The organism is Streptomyces sp. NPDC058525, from assembly GCF_042719495.1.
Classification (GTDB): Bacteria; Actinomycetota; Actinomycetes; order Streptomycetales; family Streptomycetaceae; genus Streptomyces.
The window spans coordinates 1-18,121 of the sequence record NZ_JBHXNP010000044.1; the positions used below are offsets into that span (position 1 = coordinate 1).

Below are 18,121 nucleotides of genomic sequence, written 5' to 3' on the forward strand. Positions count from 1 at the left end.
CGGCCGGGGCGCGGGGCGGGGCGGGGGGCGGCGCCGCGTCGTGCGCGGCGGCCCCCGGGGCGGCCGGCGCCGGCGCGGGTGGGGGGGGGGGCCCCCGGCCCCCCCACCACCTTCCCCCTTTTTCCGCGCCGACTGGAGACCCCGCCCATGCGCACCCGCACCTCTCTGTACGGTCTGCTCGCCGGTCTGCTGCTGCTGGGCGCGGGCCTGCTCCCGGCCACCACCGCGACGGCGGCGGACAACGGCACCTGGGGGGTCTTCCCCACGCCCGCCGCCGGTGCGGCGATGACCGACCGCGCCTACTTCTTCCACCAGGGCGCGGCCGGCACCACCGTCCAGGACAGCGCGACGATCCTGAACTCCTCGGACAAGGACCTGACCTTCCAGGTGTTCGCCACGGACGCGGTGAACACCCCGGTGGGCGGCGCCTTCGCCCTGCTGCCGGTGGAGACCAAGCCCGGGGACGTCGGCGCGTGGATCGCGCTGGCGCCGGAGGCGGCGGCCACCGTGACCGTGCCGGCCAAGGGCCGCAAGGACATCCCGTTCACGGTGAAGGTCCCGGCGGACGCGACGCCCGGCGACCACGTCGGCGGGATCGTGGCCCTGAACACGGCCGTGGAGGGCGTGCAGCAGGAGGGCAAGGTCCAGGTCGGGGTGAAGCGCTCGGTGGGCGCCCGGCTGTACTTCCGGGTTCCGGGGCCGGTGACGCCCGGGCTGAGCGTGGAGGACGTACGGGTCAGCCGCGCGGCCCCGCTGCTGCCCTGGGTGAAGGACGCCCGCGCCACGGTCTCGTACGCCCTGGTGAACCGGGGCAACGTGGTCGTCGAGCCGAAGGTGGAACTGTCGGCGCAGGGCCTGTTCGGACGCGAGGTGTTCAGCCGTCCGTCCCGCGAACTGAAGCTGACCCTGCTGCCCGGCCAGCGCGTCGAGCTGACCGAGCCGTGGCCGGACGCCCCCCAGCTGGACTGGGTGACGCTGACCGTCACGGCCGGCGCCACGGCCCACCCGGACCTCACCTCGCGCTCCACGGCCGAGTTCGTCGCCGTCCCGTGGCCCGCCGCGGGCGCGGCCCTGGTCCTGACGGGCGCGGCCCTCGCCTTCTGGGTGCTGCGCCGCCGCCGGACCACGTCCGAAGACCGCCCGGAGCCCGCCCCGGACCTGGCCCGCACGCACTGACGGCCGCCGGACGGCGGGAACCCCCGGCCGGTGAGGGTGGGCCGGGGGTTCCGCGTTCCGGGGTGGCGCCGCGGTGTCAGTGGTTGCGGGGGAACCCGAGGTCCACGCCCGCCGGGGCGTCCGAGGGGTCCGGCCAGCGGGTCGTGACGACCTTGCCGCGGGTGTAGAAGTGGATGCCGTCGTTGCCGTAGATGTGGTGGTCGCCGAAGAGCGAGTCCTTCCAGCCACCGAAGGAGTGGTAGCCCACCGGCACCGGGATCGGGACGTTGACGCCGACCATGCCGGCCTGGATCTCCAGCTGGAAGCGGCGGGCCGCGCCGCCGTCGCGGGTGAAGATCGCGGTGCCGTTGCCGAACGGCGAGGCGTTGATGAGAGCCACGCCCTCCTCGTAGGTATCGGTGCGCAGCACGCACAGCACCGGGCCGAAGATCTCGTCGCGGTAGGCGTCGGAGTCGGTCTTCACGTTGTCGAGCAGGGACAGGCCGATCCAGTGGCCGTTCTCGTTGCCCTCGACGGTGTAGCCGGTGCCGTCCAGGACCACGTCGGCGCCCTGGGCGGCCGCGCCCTTGACGTACGAGGCGACCTTGTCGCGGTGGGCGGCCGTGATCAGCGGGCCCATCTCGGAGGTCGGGTCGTTGCCGGGGCCGATCTTGATCTTCTCGGCGCGCTCGCGGATCTTGTCGACGAGGGTGTCGGCGATGGAGCCGACGGCCACGACGGCGGAGATCGCCATGCAGCGCTCGCCGGCCGAGCCGTAGGCCGCGGAGACCGCCGCGTCGGCGGCCGCGTCCAGGTCGGCGTCGGGGAGCACCAGCATGTGGTTCTTGGCGCCGCCCAGCGCCTGGACGCGCTTGCCGTTGGCGGAGGCGGTGGTGTGGATGTGGCGGGCGATCGGGGTCGAGCCCACGAAGGAGACGGCCGCGATGTCGGGGTGGGCCAGCAGGGCGTCGACCGCGACCTTGTCACCGTGGACCACGTTGAGCACGCCCGCGGGCAGACCGGCCTCGGTCATCAGCTCGGCGAGCTTGACGGAAGCGGAGGGGTCCTTCTCGCTGGGCTTGAGGATGAAGGTGTTTCCGCAGGCCACGGCCAGCGGGAACATCCACATCGGGACCATCGCCGGGAAGTTGAACGGGGTGATGCCCGCGACCACGCCCAGCGGCTGGCGGATGGCGGAGACGTCGACGCGGTTGGAGACCGAGGTCGACAGCTCGCCCTTGAGCTGCGTGGTGATCCCGCAGGCCAGCTCGACGATCTCCAGGCCGCGGGCGACCTCGCCCAGCGCGTCCGAGTGGACCTTGCCGTGCTCGGCGGTGATCAGCTCGGCGATGGCGTCGCGGTTGGCGTCCAGCAGGGCCCGGTAGGCGAACAGCACCTTGGTACGGGCGGCCAGCGAGGACTGGCCCCAGGTCAGGAAGGCCTCCTTCGCGACCTGTACCGCGGCGTCGACCTCCGCGGCCGAGGCGAGCGCGACCTGGGTGGTGACCACGCCGGTGGCCGGGTCGGTGACCGGGCCGTAGTTGCCCGACGCGCCCTCGACGGTCTTGCCACCGATCCAGTGGTTGACGGTCTTCATTTGCCTTGCTCCTTCACAGATGGCGACGTCGCTGCGCGGCTTGCCGGTCGTACTCTTCACGGGCTTCGGCCGCCGCCTTGCGGGTCGCGGTCTCGGCCACAGGAACATCCCACCACGCCTGTGCGGGGGGTGGGCCCGACACAGTGTCGGGCGTTCGGGTCTGGATGTAGACACATGTGGGACGGGTCGCCGAGCGGGCCTCGGCCAGGGCTTCGCGCAGGTCACGTACGGTCCGGGCGCGGATCACGGCCATCCCGAGGGAGGCCGCGTTGGCCGCGAGGTCCACCGGGAGGGGCTCGCCCGTGTATGTGGTGTCGGGCCCCCGGAAGCGGTACGCGGTGCCGAAGCCCTCGCCGCCCACCGCCCCCGACAGGCCGCCGATGGAGGCGTAGCCGTGGTTGTCGAGGACGACCATCCTGACCGGGATGCCCTCCTGGACGGCCGTGACGATCTCGGTCGGGTTCATCAGGTACGTCCCGTCGCCGACCAGCGCCCAGATCGGGCGGCCGGGCGCGGCGAGCGCGACGCCGATCGCGGCCGGGATCTCGTAGCCCATGCAGGAGTAGCCGTACTCCACGTGGTACTGGTCGGCCGAGCGGGCCCGCCACAGCTTGTGCAGGTCGCCGGGGAGCGAGCCGGCGGCGTTGATCAGGATGTCGGTGTCGTCGACGAGGGCGTCGAGCAGGCCGAGGACCTGGGCCTGGGTGGGCGGGAGGTCCTCGTCGGGGGCGGCGAAGGCCAGGTCGACGCGGGCCTCCCAGTCCGCCTTGCGCCGTCCGTACGCCGCCTCGTGGGCGGGGTCCACCCGGTGGCCGCCGAGCGCCGCCCGGAGCTCGTCGAGCCCCTCGCGGGCGTCGGCGACCAGGGGCAGCGCGGCCAGTTTGTGGGCGTCGTACGGGTCGAGGTTCAGGCCAATAAACCGGACGGTCGGGTTCCTGAAGAGGGTCGCGGAGGCGGTGGTGAAGTCGGTCAGCCGGGTCCCGGCGGCGATGACGAGGTCCGCCTCCCGGGCCAGGTCGTCCGCGGTGGCCGTCCCCGTGTGCCCGATCCCGCCGACCTCGGCCGGGTGGTCGTACGGGAGCACGCCCTTGCCCGCCTGGGTCGTGGCCACCGGGATCCCGGTGGCCGCGGCGAACTCGGCGAGGGCCGCCTGGGCCTCGCTGTGCCGGATCCCGCCGCCGGCGACGATCAGGGGCCGCTCGGCCCGGCGTACGGCCTCGGCCGCCGCGGCCAGCTCGGCGCGGTCGGGCCGGGGCCGGCGCACGCCCCACACCCGCTCGGCGAAGAACTCCTCGGGCCACTCGTACGCCTCCGCCTGCACGTCCTGCGGCAGCGCGAGGGTGACGGCCCCGGTCTGCACGGGGTCGGTGAGGACGCGCATCGCCTGGAGGGCGGCCGGGACGAGGGCCTCGGGGCGGGTGATCCGGTCGAAGAACCGGGAGACAGGCCGCAGGGCGTCGTTGACGGAGAGGTCCCCCGCGTACGGGACCTCCAGCTGCTGGAGCACGGGGTCGGCGGGCCGCGTGGCGAAGGTGTCGCCGGGCAGCAGGAGCACCGGGATCCGGTTGATCGTGGCGAGGGCGGCGCCGGTGACGAGGTTGGTGGCGCCGGGCCCGATGGAGGTGGTCACGGCGTGCGCGGAGAGCCGCCCGCTCTGGCGGGCGTAGCCGACGGCGGCGTGCACCATGGCCTGCTCGTTGCGGCCCTGGAGGAAGGGCATCGAGCGGGAGCCGGTCTCCAGGAGGGCCTGGCCGATGCCCGCCACGTTCCCGTGCCCGAAGATCCCCCAGGTGGCCGCGATGAGCCGGTGGCGCCGGCCGTCGCGTTCGGTGTACTGGCGGGCGAGGAAGGCGACGAGCGCCTGGGCGACGGTGAGTCTCATCGGGGTGCCTCCGTCTGCGGGGCCGTCCGGGGGGCCTGGGGGTAGGGCAGCCGGGGGTCGATGTCCTGCCCCGGCCAGGTGGCGCGGATCCAGCCGTGGTCGGGGTGGTCCCGGATCAGCCACTCGCGGCTCGTGTCCGGACCGGCCATCACGTTGAGGTAGTACATGTCGTGCCCCGGGGCGGCGATGGATGGCCCGTGCCAGCCGTCCGGGATCAGCACGGCGTCCCCGGTCCGCACCTCGGCGAGGACGTCGGTCTTCCCGGCCGGGGAGGGCGAGACGCGCTGGTAGCCGAGGCCGGGGGTGTCGCCGTGCGGGGCGATCTCGAAGTAGTAGATCTCCTCGAGCCGGGACTCCTCGCCGGGGTGGTGCTCGTCGTGCTTGTGCGGCGGGTACGAGGACCAGTTGCCGCCGGGCGTGAGCACCTCGACGGCGATGAGCCGGTCGCAGGGGAACCCGGCCGGGCCGGCCGCGGCGAAGTTGTTGACCTGCCGGGAGCACTGGGCTGCGCCGCGGAGCTCGACGGGCACGGCTGCGGCGGGGCCGTAGCGGGCGGGCAGCCGCCGCTCGCACCGGGCCCCCGCGAGGGCGAACCGCCCGCCGGCGGCCGAGGTCACCTCCGCGTGCCCGTCGCGGGGCAGGTACGCGAAGTCGCTGACCCCCTGGAACACCCCGCCCCGCCCCAGCAGTTCGAACACCTGCGTCCCGCTGCTGGGGGCTCCGCCCCCAGCCCCCCGCGCCTCAAACACCGGCACCTCCAGCCCCGCCGGCGATTGAGGCGCGGGGTCCGGGGCGGAGCCCCGATCCTTGAGCCCCGCCGGCGATTGAGGCGCGGGGTCGGGGGCGGAGCCCCGGGTCTCGGGGGTGGCCGGGTCAGGCGCGGAGCCCCGGCACGTGACCCTGGCCGCCCCCGCGAGCGGCAGCACGATCCACTCAGCCTCACCGCACGCGTGCGCGTACACCTCGCCCGGTTCCAGCTCGAGGACGACCAGCCTCGTCCACTCCATCCCCCACTCAGAGACCACCGGCACGGCCCAGCACCTCCTCCACCTCGTCGGAGACCGGCATCGCCGCAGCGCACGCCAGCCGCGAAGCCACGATCGCCCCGGCCGCGTTCGCGTACCGCATGACCGCCGCCAGGTCCCACCCGGCGAGCAGCCCGTGGCACAGCGCACCGCCGAACGCGTCCCCGGCCCCCAGCCCGTTCACCACCCGGACGGGAACCGGCGGGACCTCCGCCACCGTCCCGTCGCGGTGGACGGCCAGCACGCCCTCCGGGCCCCGTTTGACCACCGCCAGTTCCACCCCGGCGGCGAGCAGCGCCCGCGCCGCCGCGTACGGCTCCGACTCGCCGGTGGCGATCTCGCACTCCTCGGCGTTGCCGACGGCCACCGTCGCCAGGGCCAGCGCCCGCTCGTAGTGCGCGCCGGGCTTCTCGCGCCACAGCATCGGCCGCCAGTCCAGGTCGAAGACGGTGGTCCCGGACTTCGCGCGGGCCTCCAGCGCGGCCAGCGTGGCCGTGCGGCTCGGCTCCTCGCTCAGGCCGGTGCCCGTCATCCAGAACACCTTGGCCTCGCGGACGGCCGCCAGGTCCAGCTCCTCCGCCGCGATCTCCAGATCGGGGGCCTTGGGCAGCCGGTAGAAGTACAGCGGGAAGTGGTCGGGCGGGAAGATCTCGCAGAAGGTGATCGGGGTGGGGCGGCCGGCGACCTCGGTCACCCACCGTTCGTCCACCCCGAACCCCCGCAGCTCGGACCGCAGGTACGTGCCGAACGGGTCCGCGCCGGTACGGCTGATCAGCGCCGTGCGCCGGCCCAGCCGGGCGGCCGCGACGGCCACGTTCGCCGGGGAGCCGCCCAGGAACTTGCCGAAGGTGTCCGCCTCCGCCAGTGGTACGCCCGTCGTCAACGGGTAGAGATCCACCCCGATGCGCCCCATCGTGATCAGGTCGAACGCGAATCCGTCGCCGCTCACGGTCAGTCCTCCCGCTGGTCCCACCATCTTCACCGTCCCTTCGAGCCTCGCACCCTAAGGTGGCCGCTATGACGTCCTCCCCGCCCGCGTTGACCCGTATCCGCGTCGGTTCGGCTCCGGACTCCTGGGGTGTCTGGTTTCCCGACGACCCCGCGCAGACCCCTTGGGAGCGGTTCCTCGACGAGGTCGCCGACGCCGGGTACGAATGGATCGAGCTCGGCCCCTACGGCTACCTGCCCACCGATCCCGCCCGACTCGCCGAGGAAACGGCCAAGCGCGGGCTGCGGGTCTCGGCCGGCACCGTCTTCACCGGACTCCATCACGGGCCCGCCGTGTGGGAGGACACCTGGGAGCACGTGTCGCGGATCGCCGCCCTCACCCGGGCGATGGGGGCCGCGCATCTCGTGGTCATCCCCTCCTTCTGGCGGGACGACAAGACCGGCGAGGTGCTGGAGGACCGCACCCTCACTCCCGCGCAGTGGCGTGAACTGGCCGCGCAGACCGAGCGGCTGGGCCGGGAGGTGCAGGACCGGTACGGGCTGCGGATCGTGGTCCATCCCCATGCCGACACGCACATCGACACCCCCGAGAACGTGGCGCGGTTCCTGGACGCCACCGACCCCGGCCTGGTCTCGCTCTGCCTGGACACCGGCCATTACGCGTACTGCGGGGGCGACAGCGTCCAGGCCATCGAGACCTTCTCCGAGCGGATCGGCTACCTGCACCTGAAGCAGGTGGATCCGCGGATCCTGGCCGAAGTGGTCGCGGAGGGGCTGCCGTTCGGTCCGGCCGTGGGCCGCGGGGTGATGTGCGAACCGCCGGCGGGGGTGCCGGCGCTGGAGCCGGTGCTGGCGGCCGCGCAGCGGCTGGGCGTGGACCTGTTCGCCATCGTGGAACAGGACATGTACCCCTGCGATCCCGACCGTCCGCTGCCGATCGCCCGGCGCACCCGCTCCTACCTGCGCTCCTGCGGCGCCCGCTGAACTCCCGGGAGGAACACGACATGAGCAGCACCCTCGGCATCGCCGTCATCGGCACGGGGAAGATGGGCGCCGACCACGTCCGCCGGATCGGGCAGACCGTCGGCGGGGCCCGGGTGGTGGCGGTGGCCGACCCGGACGGGGACCGGGTCAAGGAGGTCGCGGGCACCCTGGAGGGCGCCGCCGCGTACACGGACCCGGCGGCCGCCATAGCCGCGCCCGGGGTGGGGGCCGTACTGATCGCCTCCCCCGGGCCCGCGCACGAGGAGGCGATCGGGGCGGCCCTGGAGCGGGGGCTGCCCGTGCTGTGCGAGAAGCCGCTGACCCCCGATCCGGCGGGCGCGCTGCGCATCATGGAGGCCGAGCAGCGGCTGGGCCGGCGGCTGGTCCAGGTGGGGTTCATGCGCCGGTACGACGCCGAGTACGAACGCCTGAAGGAGCTGCTGGACGCGGGCGGGATCGGACGCCCGCTCTTCCTGCACTGCCGGCACCGCAATGCCTCCTCGCCGTCCTTCTTCACCAGCGACATGCTGATCAGCGATTCCGTGGTGCACGAGGTGGACGCGGCCCGCTGGCTGCTGGGGCAGGAGATCACGGCTGTGTCCGTGCTGTCCCCCACCCCGTCCTCGGCGGCTCCGGAGGGGCTGCGCGATCCCCGGCTGGTGCTGCTGGAGACCTCGGGCGGGGCCGTGGTGGACGTGGAGATCTTCGTCAACTGCGGCTTCGGCTACCAGGTGCAGTGCGAGGCGGTCGGGGAGTCCGGCAGTGCCCGGATCGGTGACGGGCACGCGATGGTGGTGCAGTCGGCGGGCCGCTGGGGCGGCGCGATCGACCAGGACTTCACGGTGCGCTTCGCCGACGCCTACGACCGGCAGCTGCGCCGCTGGGTGGCCGCGGCCGCGCGGGGCGGGGTGGACGGGCCGGACGCGTGGGACGGCTACGCGGCCGCCGCCGTCTCGGAGGCGGGCCTCACGGCGGCGCGCACCGGCGTACGGGCCCCGGTGGCCCTGGTCGACCGCCCGCCCCTCTACCGCTGAACTCCGGCCCTCCCACCGCGGAGCACCCGGCCCTCCCACCGCTGCCCGCCCGGCCCCTCGTACCGCTGCGCACCCGGCCCCTCGTACTGCTGAGCGCCCGGCCCCTCGTACCGCTGCCCGCCCGGCCCCTCAGCCGCTGAGGCCGGCCCCGGTCACCGCCGGGCCACTTGTGCACCCCTGTGCCGCATCTGTCACAGGGGTCGCACTTGTGTCACGCATATCCGCATGACGCGGGTTTTCCGTCACAGGCGGTCGACAGCCCCTCCCCTGCCCTCACCTCGCGTCGTTCCCCGGGCACAACCCGACTGATCGTCAGTGTCCACGCGCCGGCTCCCCCGACGGCCTCCCGGCCGGCCCCGCGGCGTGGACCAGGAGGTGCGTCATGAGCGACCGACAGCTGTGGTCTTACAAGGAGATTGCCGCCCACATCCGGGTCCAGCCCGACACGGTGCGCTCCTACCGGAAGCACGGCCTGCTTCCCGCGCCCGACCACATGGAGGGCGGCAAGCCCTACTGGTACGCCGATACGATCCGCACCTGGGTGGCCCGGCGCCCCGGCAACCGGGGGCGCCGCGAGGGCTGACCGGCACCGACTGCCGAACGGGGCCGCCGGGGCCGGCCCCGTCCCCCCGCCTCACCCGGCTAGGCCTTCCCGGCGGGCACCTTCTCGGGCTCCGGAGCCGCATCCGTATCCGCATCCGTATCCGTATCCGGCTCGGCCGACGGCGGCAGGGACTGCCCTTCGCTCAGTCCGATCCTCCCGTGCAGCCTGCGCAGCGGGCCCGGCGCCCACCAGGTGGCCTTCCCGGTCAGCTTCATGACCGCCGGGACCAGCAGGCTGCGCACGACCATGGCGTCCATGAGCACCGCCAGCGCGATCCCGAGCCCCAGCATCTTGGTGTTGGTGACCCGCGAGGTGCCGATGGCCACCATCACCACCGCCAGGATCACAGCCGCCGCGGTGATCAGCCCGCCGGTACGGGCCAGTCCGCTGCGCACGGCCCCCTCGTGGTCGCCGGTCCGGTCGTACTCCTCCTTGATCCGGGATATGAGGAACACCCCGTAGTCCATGGACAGTCCGAAGGCGATGCAGAACATCAGCACCGGCAGGGTGGTCTCGATGTCGCCGGTGGAGGTGAAGGCGAGCAGTCCGGAGAGGTTGCCGTCCTGGAAGACCCACACCACCGCCCCGAACATCGCGGTCAGGCTCAGGGCGTTGAGCAGGACCGCCTGGACCGGTATGAGCAGGCTGCCGGTGAGCAGGAACACCAGGAGCAGCGTGGCGAGCACGACCAGGGCCAGCGCCGCGGGCAGTTTCCCGGCTATGGCCTCCTGAGCGTCGACCAGCACGGCCGCCTGTCCGGTCACGGAGGCCTGGAAGTCCGCTTCCACCTTCCGCACCTCGCCGACCAGGTCCTGGGCCTGCTGCCCCACCGCCTCCCCCTCGGTGGTGAGCGAGAAGTAGGCGTACCGCGAGGGCTCCGCGGAGCTCACCGGCCCGTCGACCCGGACCACCCCGGGCAGGGCGGCGAGCCGCTCCCGGTAGGCGGCGAGCTCGGCGGGCCCGGCCGCGCCCTCGGTGAGGACGGTGAGCCCTCCGCCGGGGCTGCCCGGGAAGGAGTCGCGGATCTGCTGCTGGACCACATGCGACTGCGCGGTCTTCGGCAGCTGCCGGTCGTCCACGGTGCCGAACTTCACGCCGAGGAACGGCAGTCCGAGGAGCAGCAGCCCGGCCGTGGTGGCCACGGCGAACACGGGGGCCCGGCGCATCACCAGGCCGGCCGTCCGCGCCCAGCCCCGCCCCGGTTCCGCCGGGGCGCCGGCAGGGCGCCCGCGCCGCCACAGCCGCCGCAGGTCCAGGGAGTTGACCCGCTCGCCGAGCAGCACCAGGGCCGCCGGCAGCAGGATCAGCGCGGCCGCCGCGGCGAGCAGGACCACCGCCACCCCGGCGTAGGCGAAGGAGCGCAGGAAGTACATCGGGAAGAAGAGCATGGCCGAGAGCGAGACCGCGACGGTCAGCGCCGAGAACAGCACGGTGCGGCCCGCGGTGCGCAGGGTGGCCCCGACGGCGGCCACCGGGTCCCGCCCCGCGGCGAGTTCCTCGCGGAACCTGCGGACGATGAACAGGGCGTAGTCGATGGCGAGCCCGAGTCCGAGCGCGGTGGTCAGATTCTGGGCGAAGACGGAGACCTCGGTGAACTCGGTGAGGCCGCGCAGCACCGCATTGGTGCCGAGGATGGCCACGATGCCCACGCCGAGGGGGAGCAGGGCGGCGACGGCGCTGCCGAAGACGAGGATGAGCAGGACGAGGGTGACCGGCAGGGCGATCATCTCGGCGCGCAGCAGGTCTTCCTGGATGGTGGCGGTCACCTCGCGCTGGACCGCGGCCGGCCCGCCGAGGGAGACCCGCACGGGGCCGTGCTCGCCCTGGTAGCGCGGGGCGATCCGGTCCAGGACGCGGGTGGCGGTCTTCTCGTCGCCCAGGACCCGGGCGGAGACGAGGGCCTGGCGGCCGTCCTCGGAGCGCAGGGCGGGCAGTTGGGTGCGCCAGTACGAGCCGACGCCGACGACCCCCTGTTCGGCGGCGAGCCGCGCCGTGAGCCGCTCGGCCTCGGCCGCGACGGCGGGATCGTCCACTCCGGCGGTCCCCGGGCCTGCGTCCATGAGCAGGAGCAGATTGGGCTGGGAGGCCGGGAACTCGCGCTCCAGCGCCTTGGCGGCATAGGTGGACCGGGCGCCCGGGTCCTCCCAGCCGCCGCTGCCCATCCGTTCGGCGGCGCCGCCGCCCGCGAACACGGCCAGCGCCGTGACCAGCAGGGCGAGCAGCAGCGAGAGCCGCGGCCGGGCCGTGACGAACCGGGTCCACCTGCCGCTCTCCCCGGGCGACGGCGGATTCTTGACTTCGGACATGACTCGGTGTCCCCTTCACCGTGATTGCCAGGCCGAATAGACTGGCAAACACGAGCAATCGCTCGCGTTCCCTCAGAATGCGAGCGATCACTCGCGTTTGTCAATCACCCACGGGAAGCAAGGGATTGGACATGCCGGGAACTCCCAGGGGCAAAACAACCGAAACCGAAGAAACCGCCGCACCGCGCCGCCGCCAGGCACGGGGCGAGCGCCGGGTTTCCCAGCTCCTGGCCGCCGCCGCCGGGGTGTTCTGCCGTACCGGCTACGCCGCGGCCAGCACCAACGCCATCGCCCGCGAGGCCGGCGTCTCACCGGGCACGCTCTACCAGTTCTTCCCGAACAAGGAGGCCATCGCGGTCGAGCTCGGCGGCCGGCTGCTCCAGCGCGCCCACGAGACGCACGGCCAGGCCTTCCTGCCCGAGAACCTCCAGCGGCCGCTGCCCGAGCTGCTGGACGCCGTCCTGGACCCGGTCATCGCCTTCAACTGCGAGAACCCGGCCTTCTGGGCGCTCATGCACGGCTCCGGCATCCCGGGCGCCATGAACCAGGAGCACGAGGAGCTGCACTCCGGCCTGCTCACCCGGGTCGAGGGCGTACTGCACTCCTTCTGCCCGCAGGCCACGCCCGCCGAGCTCACCCACACCTCGAACATGATCCTGGGCATCTTCAAGTCCTCGCTGGACCTGATCCTGGCCCACGAGGACGCCGAACGCGACGCGTACACCGCCGAGCTGAAGACCGTGCTGCTGCGCTACCTGGAGCCGATGGTCACCACGACTCACTCCCCCTGACCCGCTCCCTGCGCCCGGCCCCCCGCCCGGCCCGGCCCCCGGCCCGCAGCCGCAGCCCCGCCAGCGGGAACACCAGCACGGACAGCATCCCGGCGCCCACCAGCGCCGCCGCCTCCCCCGGCTCCACCTGCCCGGCCTGCACCCCCAGCGTGGTGATCGCGACCACCAGCGGCAGGGCGGTGGACCCGAACAGCACCAGCGCCGACCTGTCCCGCCGCCCCAGGTCCCGCGGGGCCAGCAGCCACATCGGCAGCCCCCGCACCAGCACGAAGAGCAGCAGGAACACCGGCAGCAGCAGGAGCTCCCGGCCGCCCCCGAGCAGCGCCTCCAGGTCGAACTCGATCCCGGTGACCACGAAGAACAGCGGCACCAGGAAGCCGAAGCCGATGGCCTCCACCTTCGACAGCACGGTCCCGCTGCTCTCCGGCGCGGCCCCCTGCAGCACCAGCCGGGTCACCAGCCCGGCCGCGAAGGCCCCGAGCAGGATGTCGAGCCCGAGCACCTGGGCCAGCCCCAGCATCCCCACCAGCACCAGCACCACCAGCCGCACCGCGAACTGGGCGCTGCTGTGCAGGGTCTTGGCGATGACGTTCGAAAACCAGGGCGGCTTGGGCCGCAGCGCCCAGAACACCGCCGCCGCCGTCAGCACCGCGAAGGCCGCCAGCAGCGCCGCCGAGCGCCCCGGGGCCCGGCCGCTCAGCAACAGCGCCATGGCGATGATCGGCCCGAACTCGCCGACCGCCCCCATCGCCATCATCACGGAGCCGAACCGGTTCCGCAGGTCCCCGGCATCGCGCAGCACCGGCAGGATCGCGCCGAGGGCGGTGCTGGTGAGCGCGGTGCCGACGTAGACCCCCTTGTCGAAGCCGCCGCCGCGGGTGAGCAGGGTGCCGATGCCCAGCCCCAGCACGAGGGCGATCAGCCACGCCCACACCGACCGCTTGAGGGTGTCCCCCTTGACCCGGTCGAAGTCGATCTCGTAACCGGCCAGGAAGATCAGCATCGCGAGGCCGAGCCGGCTCAGCACGTCGATCACCTGCCCGGTGTGGGCCCACCCGAGCACGTCCGGCCCGATCAGGATGCCGAGCAGGATCTCGAAGATCACCAGCGGTACGGGCAGCCAGCGCGAGATCCCGTAGGCGAGCAGGGGCGCCAGTACGGCCACGGCCGTGATCAGAACGAAGGTTCCCGGATGATCCATATGAGCATTTACATATGATTCATCCCGCCCGGCCACCCCAAATGAACCGGCGCGGCTACTCGCATCCATACCCCCTAGGGGTATAGTCTCGAAGTGTCGGGAGGACGGTGGAGTGACGCGCCGCCCCCGGCGACCGCACACGCCCTTGAAGAGGAGAACGACATGACCGCCGAGACGGACACCCAGACCACCACCGTCTACCGGGTGACCGGCATGACCTGCGGGCACTGCGAGGGCGCGGTGACCACCGAGCTCTCCGCGCTGCCGGGCGTCAGCGCGGTCAAGGCCGTCGCCGCGACCGGCGAGGTCACCGTGACCTCCGCCGCCCCGCTGGCCGACGAGGACGTACGCGCCGCCGTGGACGAGGCGGGCTACGAGTTCACCGGCCGGGTCTGAGCCGGTCCCTCCCCTTCGGCAGCACCCCGCCGGGGTGTGCCGGCCAGCTCATACTGGTTCCGTACACCCCGGCCCTCCCCCTGGAGCCGGAACATGACCAGCACAGTCCACGACGGGCCCATAGCGGCGGTCGAACTCTCGATCGGCGGAATGACCTGCGCCTCCTGCGCGGCCCGCATCGAGAAGAAGCTGAACCGGATGGACGGCGTGACCGCCACGGTGAACTACGCCACCGAGAAGGCGAAGATCTCGTACGCGGCCGACGTCCAGGTCGCCGATCTCATCGCGACCGTCGTGAAGACCGGGTACACCGCCGAGGAGCCCCCGCCGCCGGAACCGGAACCGGAAGCGGCCCCCGGCACTCCGGAAGGCGCGAAGGCCGCGGACGCCGCCGCCGACGCCGCCGTACGGGACCCCGCGACGGCCGCCCTGCGCCAGCGACTGCTCGTCTCCGCCGGCCTCGCCCTGCCCGTCGTCCTGCTCGCCATGGTCCCGGCCCTCCAGTTCGACAACTGGCAGTGGCTCTCGCTGACCCTCGCCGCGCCCGTCGTCGTCTGGGGCGGCCTCCCCTTCCACAAGGCCGCCTGGACCAACGCCCGGCACGGCGCCGCCACCATGGACACCCTGGTCTCGGTCGGCACTCTCGCCGCCTTCGCCTGGTCCCTGTGGGCCCTGTTCCTCGGCCACGCGGGCATGCCCGGCATGCGGCACGGCTTCGACCTGACGATCTCCCGTACCGACGGCTCCTCCGCCATCTACCTGGAGGTCGCGGCCGGCGTCGTCAGCTTCATCCTGCTCGGCCGCTACCTGGAGGCCCGCTCGAAGCGGAAGGCGGGCGCGGCCCTCAGGGCCCTGCTGGAACTGGGCGCCAAGGACGTCGCCGTACTGCGCGGGGGCCGGGAGGTCCGCGTGCCGGTGAGCTCGCTCGCGGTCGGCGACCGGTTCGTCGTCCGCCCCGGCGAGAAGGTCGCCACCGACGGCACGGTCGTCGAGGGCAGCTCCGCCGTGGACGCCTCCATGCTCACCGGCGAGTCGGTCCCCGTCGAGGTCTCCGTCGGCGACTCCGTCACCGGCGCCACCGTCAACGCCTCCGGCCGGCTGGTGGTCGAGGCCACCCGGATCGGCGCCGACACCCAGCTCGCCCGGATGGCCCGGCTGGTCGAGGATGCGCAGAACGGCAAGGCCGAGGTCCAGCGCCTCGCCGACCGGATCTCCGCGGTCTTCGTGCCCGTGGTGCTGCTGCTCGCCCTCGGCACCTGGCTCACCTGGCTGCTGATCACCGACGATCCCACCGCCGCCTTCACCGCCGCCGTGGCCGTCCTGATCATCGCCTGCCCGTGCGCCCTGGGCCTGGCCACCCCGACCGCGCTGATGGTCGGCACCGGCCGCGGCGCGCAGCTCGGCATCCTGATCAAGGGACCCGAGGTGCTGGAGTCCACCCGCCGCGTGGACACCGTCGTCCTGGACAAGACCGGGACCGTCACCACCGGGAAGATGACCCTGGCCGGCGTGCACACCGGCGAGCGGGTCGACGAGAAGGAGCTCCTGCGCCTCGCGGGCTCCCTGGAGCACGCCTCCGAGCACCCGATCGCCCGCGCCATCGCCACGGGGGCCGCCGAGCGGGTGGGCGAACTGCCGGTACCCGAGGGGTTCGAGAACCTCGCGGGGCTCGGCGTCCAGGGCGTGGTCGACGGGCACGCCGTCCTGGTGGGCCGCGAACAGCTGCTGGCCGACTGGTCGATCGCGCTGCCGGCCCCCCTCGCGCAGGCCAAGGCGGCCGCCGAGGCCGCGGGCAGCACCGCCGTCCTCGTGGCCTGGGACGGCGCCGCGCGCGGGGTGCTGACGGTGGCCGACGCGGTCAAGGAGACCAGCGCCGAGGCGGTGGCCCGGCTGCGGGCGCTCGGCCTCACGCCGGTCCTGCTGACCGGCGACAACAAGGCCGTCGCCGAGACGGTGGCCCGGGAGGTCGGCATCGACGAGGTGATCGCCGAGGTGCTCCCGCAGGACAAGGTGGACGTCGTACGCCGCCTCCAGGCGCAGGGCCGTACGGTCGCGATGGTCGGCGACGGGGTCAACGACGCGGCCGCGCTCGCCCAGGCCGACCTGGGCCTGGCCATGGGCACCGGGACGGACGCCGCGATCGAGGCGGGCGACCTGACCCTCGTACGGGGAGACCTGCGGGTCGCCGCGGACGCGATCCGGCTGTCCCGGCGGACCCTGGCCACCATCAAGGGCAACCTGTTCTGGGCCTTCGGGTACAACGTGGCGGCCCTGCCGCTGGCGGCCGCCGGGCTGCTCAACCCGATGATCGCGGGCGCAGCGATGGCCTTCTCTTCGGTCTTCGTCGTGACCAACAGCCTCCGGTTGCGGTCCTTCCGCTAGTGGATCGCCTTCGCATCGCCCACACACCTCCTTCACGGGAGACGCAGATCACAGTGATGCCAACGTAACCATCCGGGGTCGGCACGGGTCTAATGGGGCGGTGCCAGGAATGTCTTGGGGGACGTTCCACGGAGGTCTTGGGGGACGTCCGTGCGGCACCGGCCGGCCGGGACACGTTCCCGCGGGAGGCTTTGAGCGGCCCTCCCGACCCGAACGGGTCCCGGCAGACACCGACGCCCCGGCTCGGGTCCCGTGGGGGGAATCCGTACCGGGGAAAGGAAAGCGCCCCGACCGCCGACCCGTGGGGGGATCGACGGCGGGGCGCTTTTCGCAAGCCTGAACCGGTGTCTGTCCGAGCCGGAGGCCGGAGGTCCCGGCCCGGACGTCCGGGAGCGAGGGCCTCGGGTCAGCGGGCCTCGACGGGCACGAAGTCGCGCAGGACCTCGCCCGTGTAGATCTGGCGCGGACGGCCGATGCGGGAACCCGGCTCCTTGATCATCTCGTGCCACTGGGCGATCCAGCCGGGGAGCCGGCCGAGCGCGAAGAGCACGGTGAACATCTCGGTCGGGAAGCCCATCGCGCGGTAGATCAGACCCGTGTAGAAGTCCACGTTCGGGTAGAGGTTGCGCGAGACGAAGTACTCGTCGGCCAGCGCGTGCTCTTCGAGCTTGAGCGCGATGTCGAGCAGCTCGTCGCTCTTGCCGAGCGCCGAGAGGACGTCGTGCGCCGCCGCCTTGATGATCTTCGCCCGGGGGTCGAAGCTCTTGTAGACGCGGTGTCCGAAGCCCATGAGGCGGACGCCGTCTTCCTTGTTCTTCACCTTGCGGATGAAGGCGTCGACGTCGCCGCCGTCGTTCTTGATGCCCTCGAGCATCTCCAGGACCGACTGGTTGGCGCCACCGTGCAGCGGACCCCACAGGGCCGAGATGCCGGCGGAGATCGAGGCGAACATGTTCGCCTGCGAGGAGCCGACCAGGCGCACGGTGGAGGTCGAACAGTTCTGCTCGTGGTCCGCGTGCAGGATCAGCAGCTTGTCGAGCGCCGAGACCACGACCGGGTCCAGGTCGTACTCCTGGGCCGGCACGGAGAAGGTCATGCGCAGGAAGTTCTCGACGTAGCCGAGGTCGTTGCGCGGGTAGACCACCGGGTGGCCGACCGACTTCTTGTACGCGTAGGCCGCGATCGTCGGGAGCTTGGCCAGCAGCCGGATCGTCGAGAGGTGGCGCTGCTTCTCGTCGAACGGGTTGTGGCTGTCCTGGTAGAACGTCGACAGCGCGCTGACCACGGAGGACAGCATCGCCATCGGGTGCGCGTCGCGCGGGAAGCCGTCGTAGAAGCGCTTCACGTCCTCGTGCAGCAGCGTGTGCTGGGTGATCTCGTTGCGGAACGACGCGAGCTGGTCGACGGTCGGCAGCTCACCGTTGATCAGCAGGTAGGCGACCTCGATGAAGGTCGAGCGCTCCGCCAGCTGCTCGATCGGGTAACCGCGGTAGCGCAGGATGCCCTGCTCACCGTCGAGGTAGGTAATCGCGGACTTGTAGGCCGCGGTGTTGCCGTAGCCGCTGTCCAGAGTGACGAGCCCGGTCTGGGCCCTCAGCTTCGAGATGTCGAAGCCCTGGTCACCGACGGTGCTCTCGACCACCGGGTAGGTGTATTCACCGTCCGCGTACCGGAGTACTACAGAGTTGTCGCTCACGTCATCCCTCACCGACGTAGTGCCTCTTCTTCGAGGTGCCCTGACTGCCTCTACCTTCCCCCATTTGGCGCAGGAGAGTGCACTCGGGGTCGGCCTTTGGTGCTTTCAACGGCACTCAGT

Annotated in this window: 14 protein-coding genes; 7 read left to right on the forward strand and 7 right to left on the reverse strand. The window is 72.7% G+C overall.

The window, feature by feature from the left end:
* The first annotated feature begins 147 nt into the window (after positions 1-147).
* Complete coding sequence (locus ACFWP3_RS21035) at positions 148-1,176, forward strand: WxL protein peptidoglycan domain-containing protein (protein ID WP_384223169.1); 1,029 nt, start codon at positions 148-150, stop codon at positions 1,174-1,176.
* A 76-nt stretch (positions 1,177-1,252) separates the two neighbouring features.
* On the opposite strand, the gene ACFWP3_RS21040 is transcribed toward ACFWP3_RS21035, so the two are convergent.
* The 4 genes from ACFWP3_RS21040 to iolC are packed head-to-tail and all read right to left on the reverse strand — an operon-like array spanning position 1,253 to position 6,635.
* Positions 1,253-2,752, reverse strand: a complete 1,500-nt coding sequence (locus ACFWP3_RS21040) for a CoA-acylating methylmalonate-semialdehyde dehydrogenase (RefSeq protein ID WP_384223171.1) — start codon at positions 2,750-2,752, stop codon at positions 1,253-1,255.
* Positions 2,753-2,765: 13 nt separating this feature from the next.
* Complete coding sequence (gene iolD, locus ACFWP3_RS21045; protein ID WP_384223173.1) at positions 2,766-4,634, reverse strand: 3D-(3,5/4)-trihydroxycyclohexane-1,2-dione acylhydrolase (decyclizing); 1,869 nt, start codon at positions 4,632-4,634, stop codon at positions 2,766-2,768.
* Positions 4,631-5,641, reverse strand: a complete 1,011-nt coding sequence (gene iolB / locus ACFWP3_RS21050; RefSeq protein ID WP_384223289.1) for a 5-deoxy-glucuronate isomerase — start codon at positions 5,639-5,641, stop codon at positions 4,631-4,633. The genes iolD and iolB overlap by 4 nt, the downstream gene beginning before the upstream one ends.
* A gap of 7 nt (positions 5,642-5,648) precedes the next feature.
* Positions 5,649-6,635, reverse strand: a complete 987-nt coding sequence (gene iolC / locus ACFWP3_RS21055; protein WP_384223175.1) for a 5-dehydro-2-deoxygluconokinase — start codon at positions 6,633-6,635, stop codon at positions 5,649-5,651.
* Between the two features lie 41 nt (positions 6,636-6,676).
* Between iolC and ACFWP3_RS21060 the strand changes: the two genes are divergently transcribed.
* From ACFWP3_RS21060 to ACFWP3_RS21070, 3 genes are all read left to right on the forward strand, one after another.
* Positions 6,677-7,591 (forward strand): sugar phosphate isomerase/epimerase family protein, encoded by a 915-nt coding sequence (locus ACFWP3_RS21060; protein ID WP_384223178.1) that lies wholly within the window; start codon positions 6,677-6,679, stop codon positions 7,589-7,591.
* 20 nt (positions 7,592-7,611) lie between these two features.
* Positions 7,612-8,625 (forward strand): Gfo/Idh/MocA family protein, encoded by a 1,014-nt coding sequence (locus tag ACFWP3_RS21065; RefSeq protein ID WP_384223180.1) that lies wholly within the window; start codon positions 7,612-7,614, stop codon positions 8,623-8,625.
* A gap of 382 nt (positions 8,626-9,007) precedes the next feature.
* Positions 9,008-9,208: a helix-turn-helix transcriptional regulator gene (locus ACFWP3_RS21070; protein ID WP_384223183.1), complete on the forward strand. Its 201-nt coding sequence runs from the start codon at positions 9,008-9,010 to the stop codon at positions 9,206-9,208.
* Positions 9,209-9,267: 59 nt separating this feature from the next.
* Here ACFWP3_RS21070 and ACFWP3_RS21075 read toward each other — a convergent pair whose 3' ends face one another.
* The gene (locus tag ACFWP3_RS21075; protein WP_384223186.1) at positions 9,268-11,535 is read right to left on the reverse strand and encodes an MMPL family transporter; all 2,268 of its coding nucleotides are present in this window, start codon (positions 11,533-11,535) and stop codon (positions 9,268-9,270) included.
* A gap of 131 nt (positions 11,536-11,666) precedes the next feature.
* Between ACFWP3_RS21075 and ACFWP3_RS21080 the strand changes: the two genes are divergently transcribed.
* Positions 11,667-12,326 (forward strand): TetR family transcriptional regulator, encoded by a 660-nt coding sequence (locus ACFWP3_RS21080; protein ID WP_384223188.1) that lies wholly within the window; start codon positions 11,667-11,669, stop codon positions 12,324-12,326.
* Here ACFWP3_RS21080 and ACFWP3_RS21085 read toward each other — a convergent pair.
* Positions 12,304-13,527: a cation:proton antiporter gene (locus ACFWP3_RS21085; RefSeq protein ID WP_384223190.1), complete on the reverse strand. Its 1,224-nt coding sequence runs from the start codon at positions 13,525-13,527 to the stop codon at positions 12,304-12,306. The two genes, ACFWP3_RS21080 and ACFWP3_RS21085, sit on opposite strands and share 23 nt — an antisense overlap.
* Positions 13,528-13,689: 162 nt before the next feature.
* On the opposite strand from ACFWP3_RS21085, the gene ACFWP3_RS21090 reads away from it, so the two are divergent.
* Together ACFWP3_RS21090 and ACFWP3_RS21095 are read left to right on the forward strand one after the other, a co-directional pair.
* Positions 13,690-13,923 (forward strand): heavy-metal-associated domain-containing protein, encoded by a 234-nt coding sequence (locus ACFWP3_RS21090; RefSeq protein ID WP_384223192.1) that lies wholly within the window; start codon positions 13,690-13,692, stop codon positions 13,921-13,923.
* A gap of 93 nt (positions 13,924-14,016) precedes the next feature.
* Positions 14,017-16,305: a heavy metal translocating P-type ATPase gene (locus ACFWP3_RS21095; RefSeq protein ID WP_384223193.1), complete on the forward strand. Its 2,289-nt coding sequence runs from the start codon at positions 14,017-14,019 to the stop codon at positions 16,303-16,305.
* A gap of 406 nt (positions 16,306-16,711) precedes the next feature.
* On the opposite strand, the gene ACFWP3_RS21100 is transcribed toward ACFWP3_RS21095, so the two are convergent.
* Positions 16,712-18,001: a citrate synthase gene (locus ACFWP3_RS21100; RefSeq protein ID WP_030229520.1), complete on the reverse strand. Its 1,290-nt coding sequence runs from the start codon at positions 17,999-18,001 to the stop codon at positions 16,712-16,714.
* Positions 18,002-18,121: the final 120 nt, after the last annotated feature.

What these genes read in the sequence shown, in the direction of transcription:
- ACFWP3_RS21035 (WP_384223169.1), top strand. Translation starts at nt 148, where the DNA reads ATGCGCACCCGCACCTCTCTGTACGGTCTGCTCGCCGGTCTGCTGCTG.
- ACFWP3_RS21040 (WP_384223171.1), bottom strand. Translation starts at nt 2,752, where the DNA reads ATGAAGACCGTCAACCACTGGATCGGTGGCAAGACCGTCGAGGGCGCG.
- iolD (WP_384223173.1), bottom strand. Translation starts at nt 4,634, where the DNA reads ATGAGACTCACCGTCGCCCAGGCGCTCGTCGCCTTCCTCGCCCGCCAG.
- iolB (WP_384223289.1), bottom strand. Translation starts at nt 5,641, where the DNA reads ATGGAGTGGACGAGGCTGGTCGTCCTCGAGCTGGAACCGGGCGAGGTG.
- iolC (WP_384223175.1), bottom strand. Translation starts at nt 6,635, where the DNA reads ATGGTGGGACCAGCGGGAGGACTGACCGTGAGCGGCGACGGATTCGCG.
- ACFWP3_RS21060 (WP_384223178.1), top strand. Translation starts at nt 6,677, where the DNA reads ATGACGTCCTCCCCGCCCGCGTTGACCCGTATCCGCGTCGGTTCGGCT.
- ACFWP3_RS21065 (WP_384223180.1), top strand. Translation starts at nt 7,612, where the DNA reads ATGAGCAGCACCCTCGGCATCGCCGTCATCGGCACGGGGAAGATGGGC.
- ACFWP3_RS21070 (WP_384223183.1), top strand. Translation starts at nt 9,008, where the DNA reads ATGAGCGACCGACAGCTGTGGTCTTACAAGGAGATTGCCGCCCACATC.
- ACFWP3_RS21075 (WP_384223186.1), bottom strand. Translation starts at nt 11,535, where the DNA reads ATGTCCGAAGTCAAGAATCCGCCGTCGCCCGGGGAGAGCGGCAGGTGG.
- ACFWP3_RS21080 (WP_384223188.1), top strand. Translation starts at nt 11,667, where the DNA reads ATGCCGGGAACTCCCAGGGGCAAAACAACCGAAACCGAAGAAACCGCC.
- ACFWP3_RS21085 (WP_384223190.1), bottom strand. Translation starts at nt 13,527, where the DNA reads ATGGATCATCCGGGAACCTTCGTTCTGATCACGGCCGTGGCCGTACTG.
- ACFWP3_RS21090 (WP_384223192.1), top strand. Translation starts at nt 13,690, where the DNA reads ATGACCGCCGAGACGGACACCCAGACCACCACCGTCTACCGGGTGACC.
- ACFWP3_RS21095 (WP_384223193.1), top strand. Translation starts at nt 14,017, where the DNA reads ATGACCAGCACAGTCCACGACGGGCCCATAGCGGCGGTCGAACTCTCG.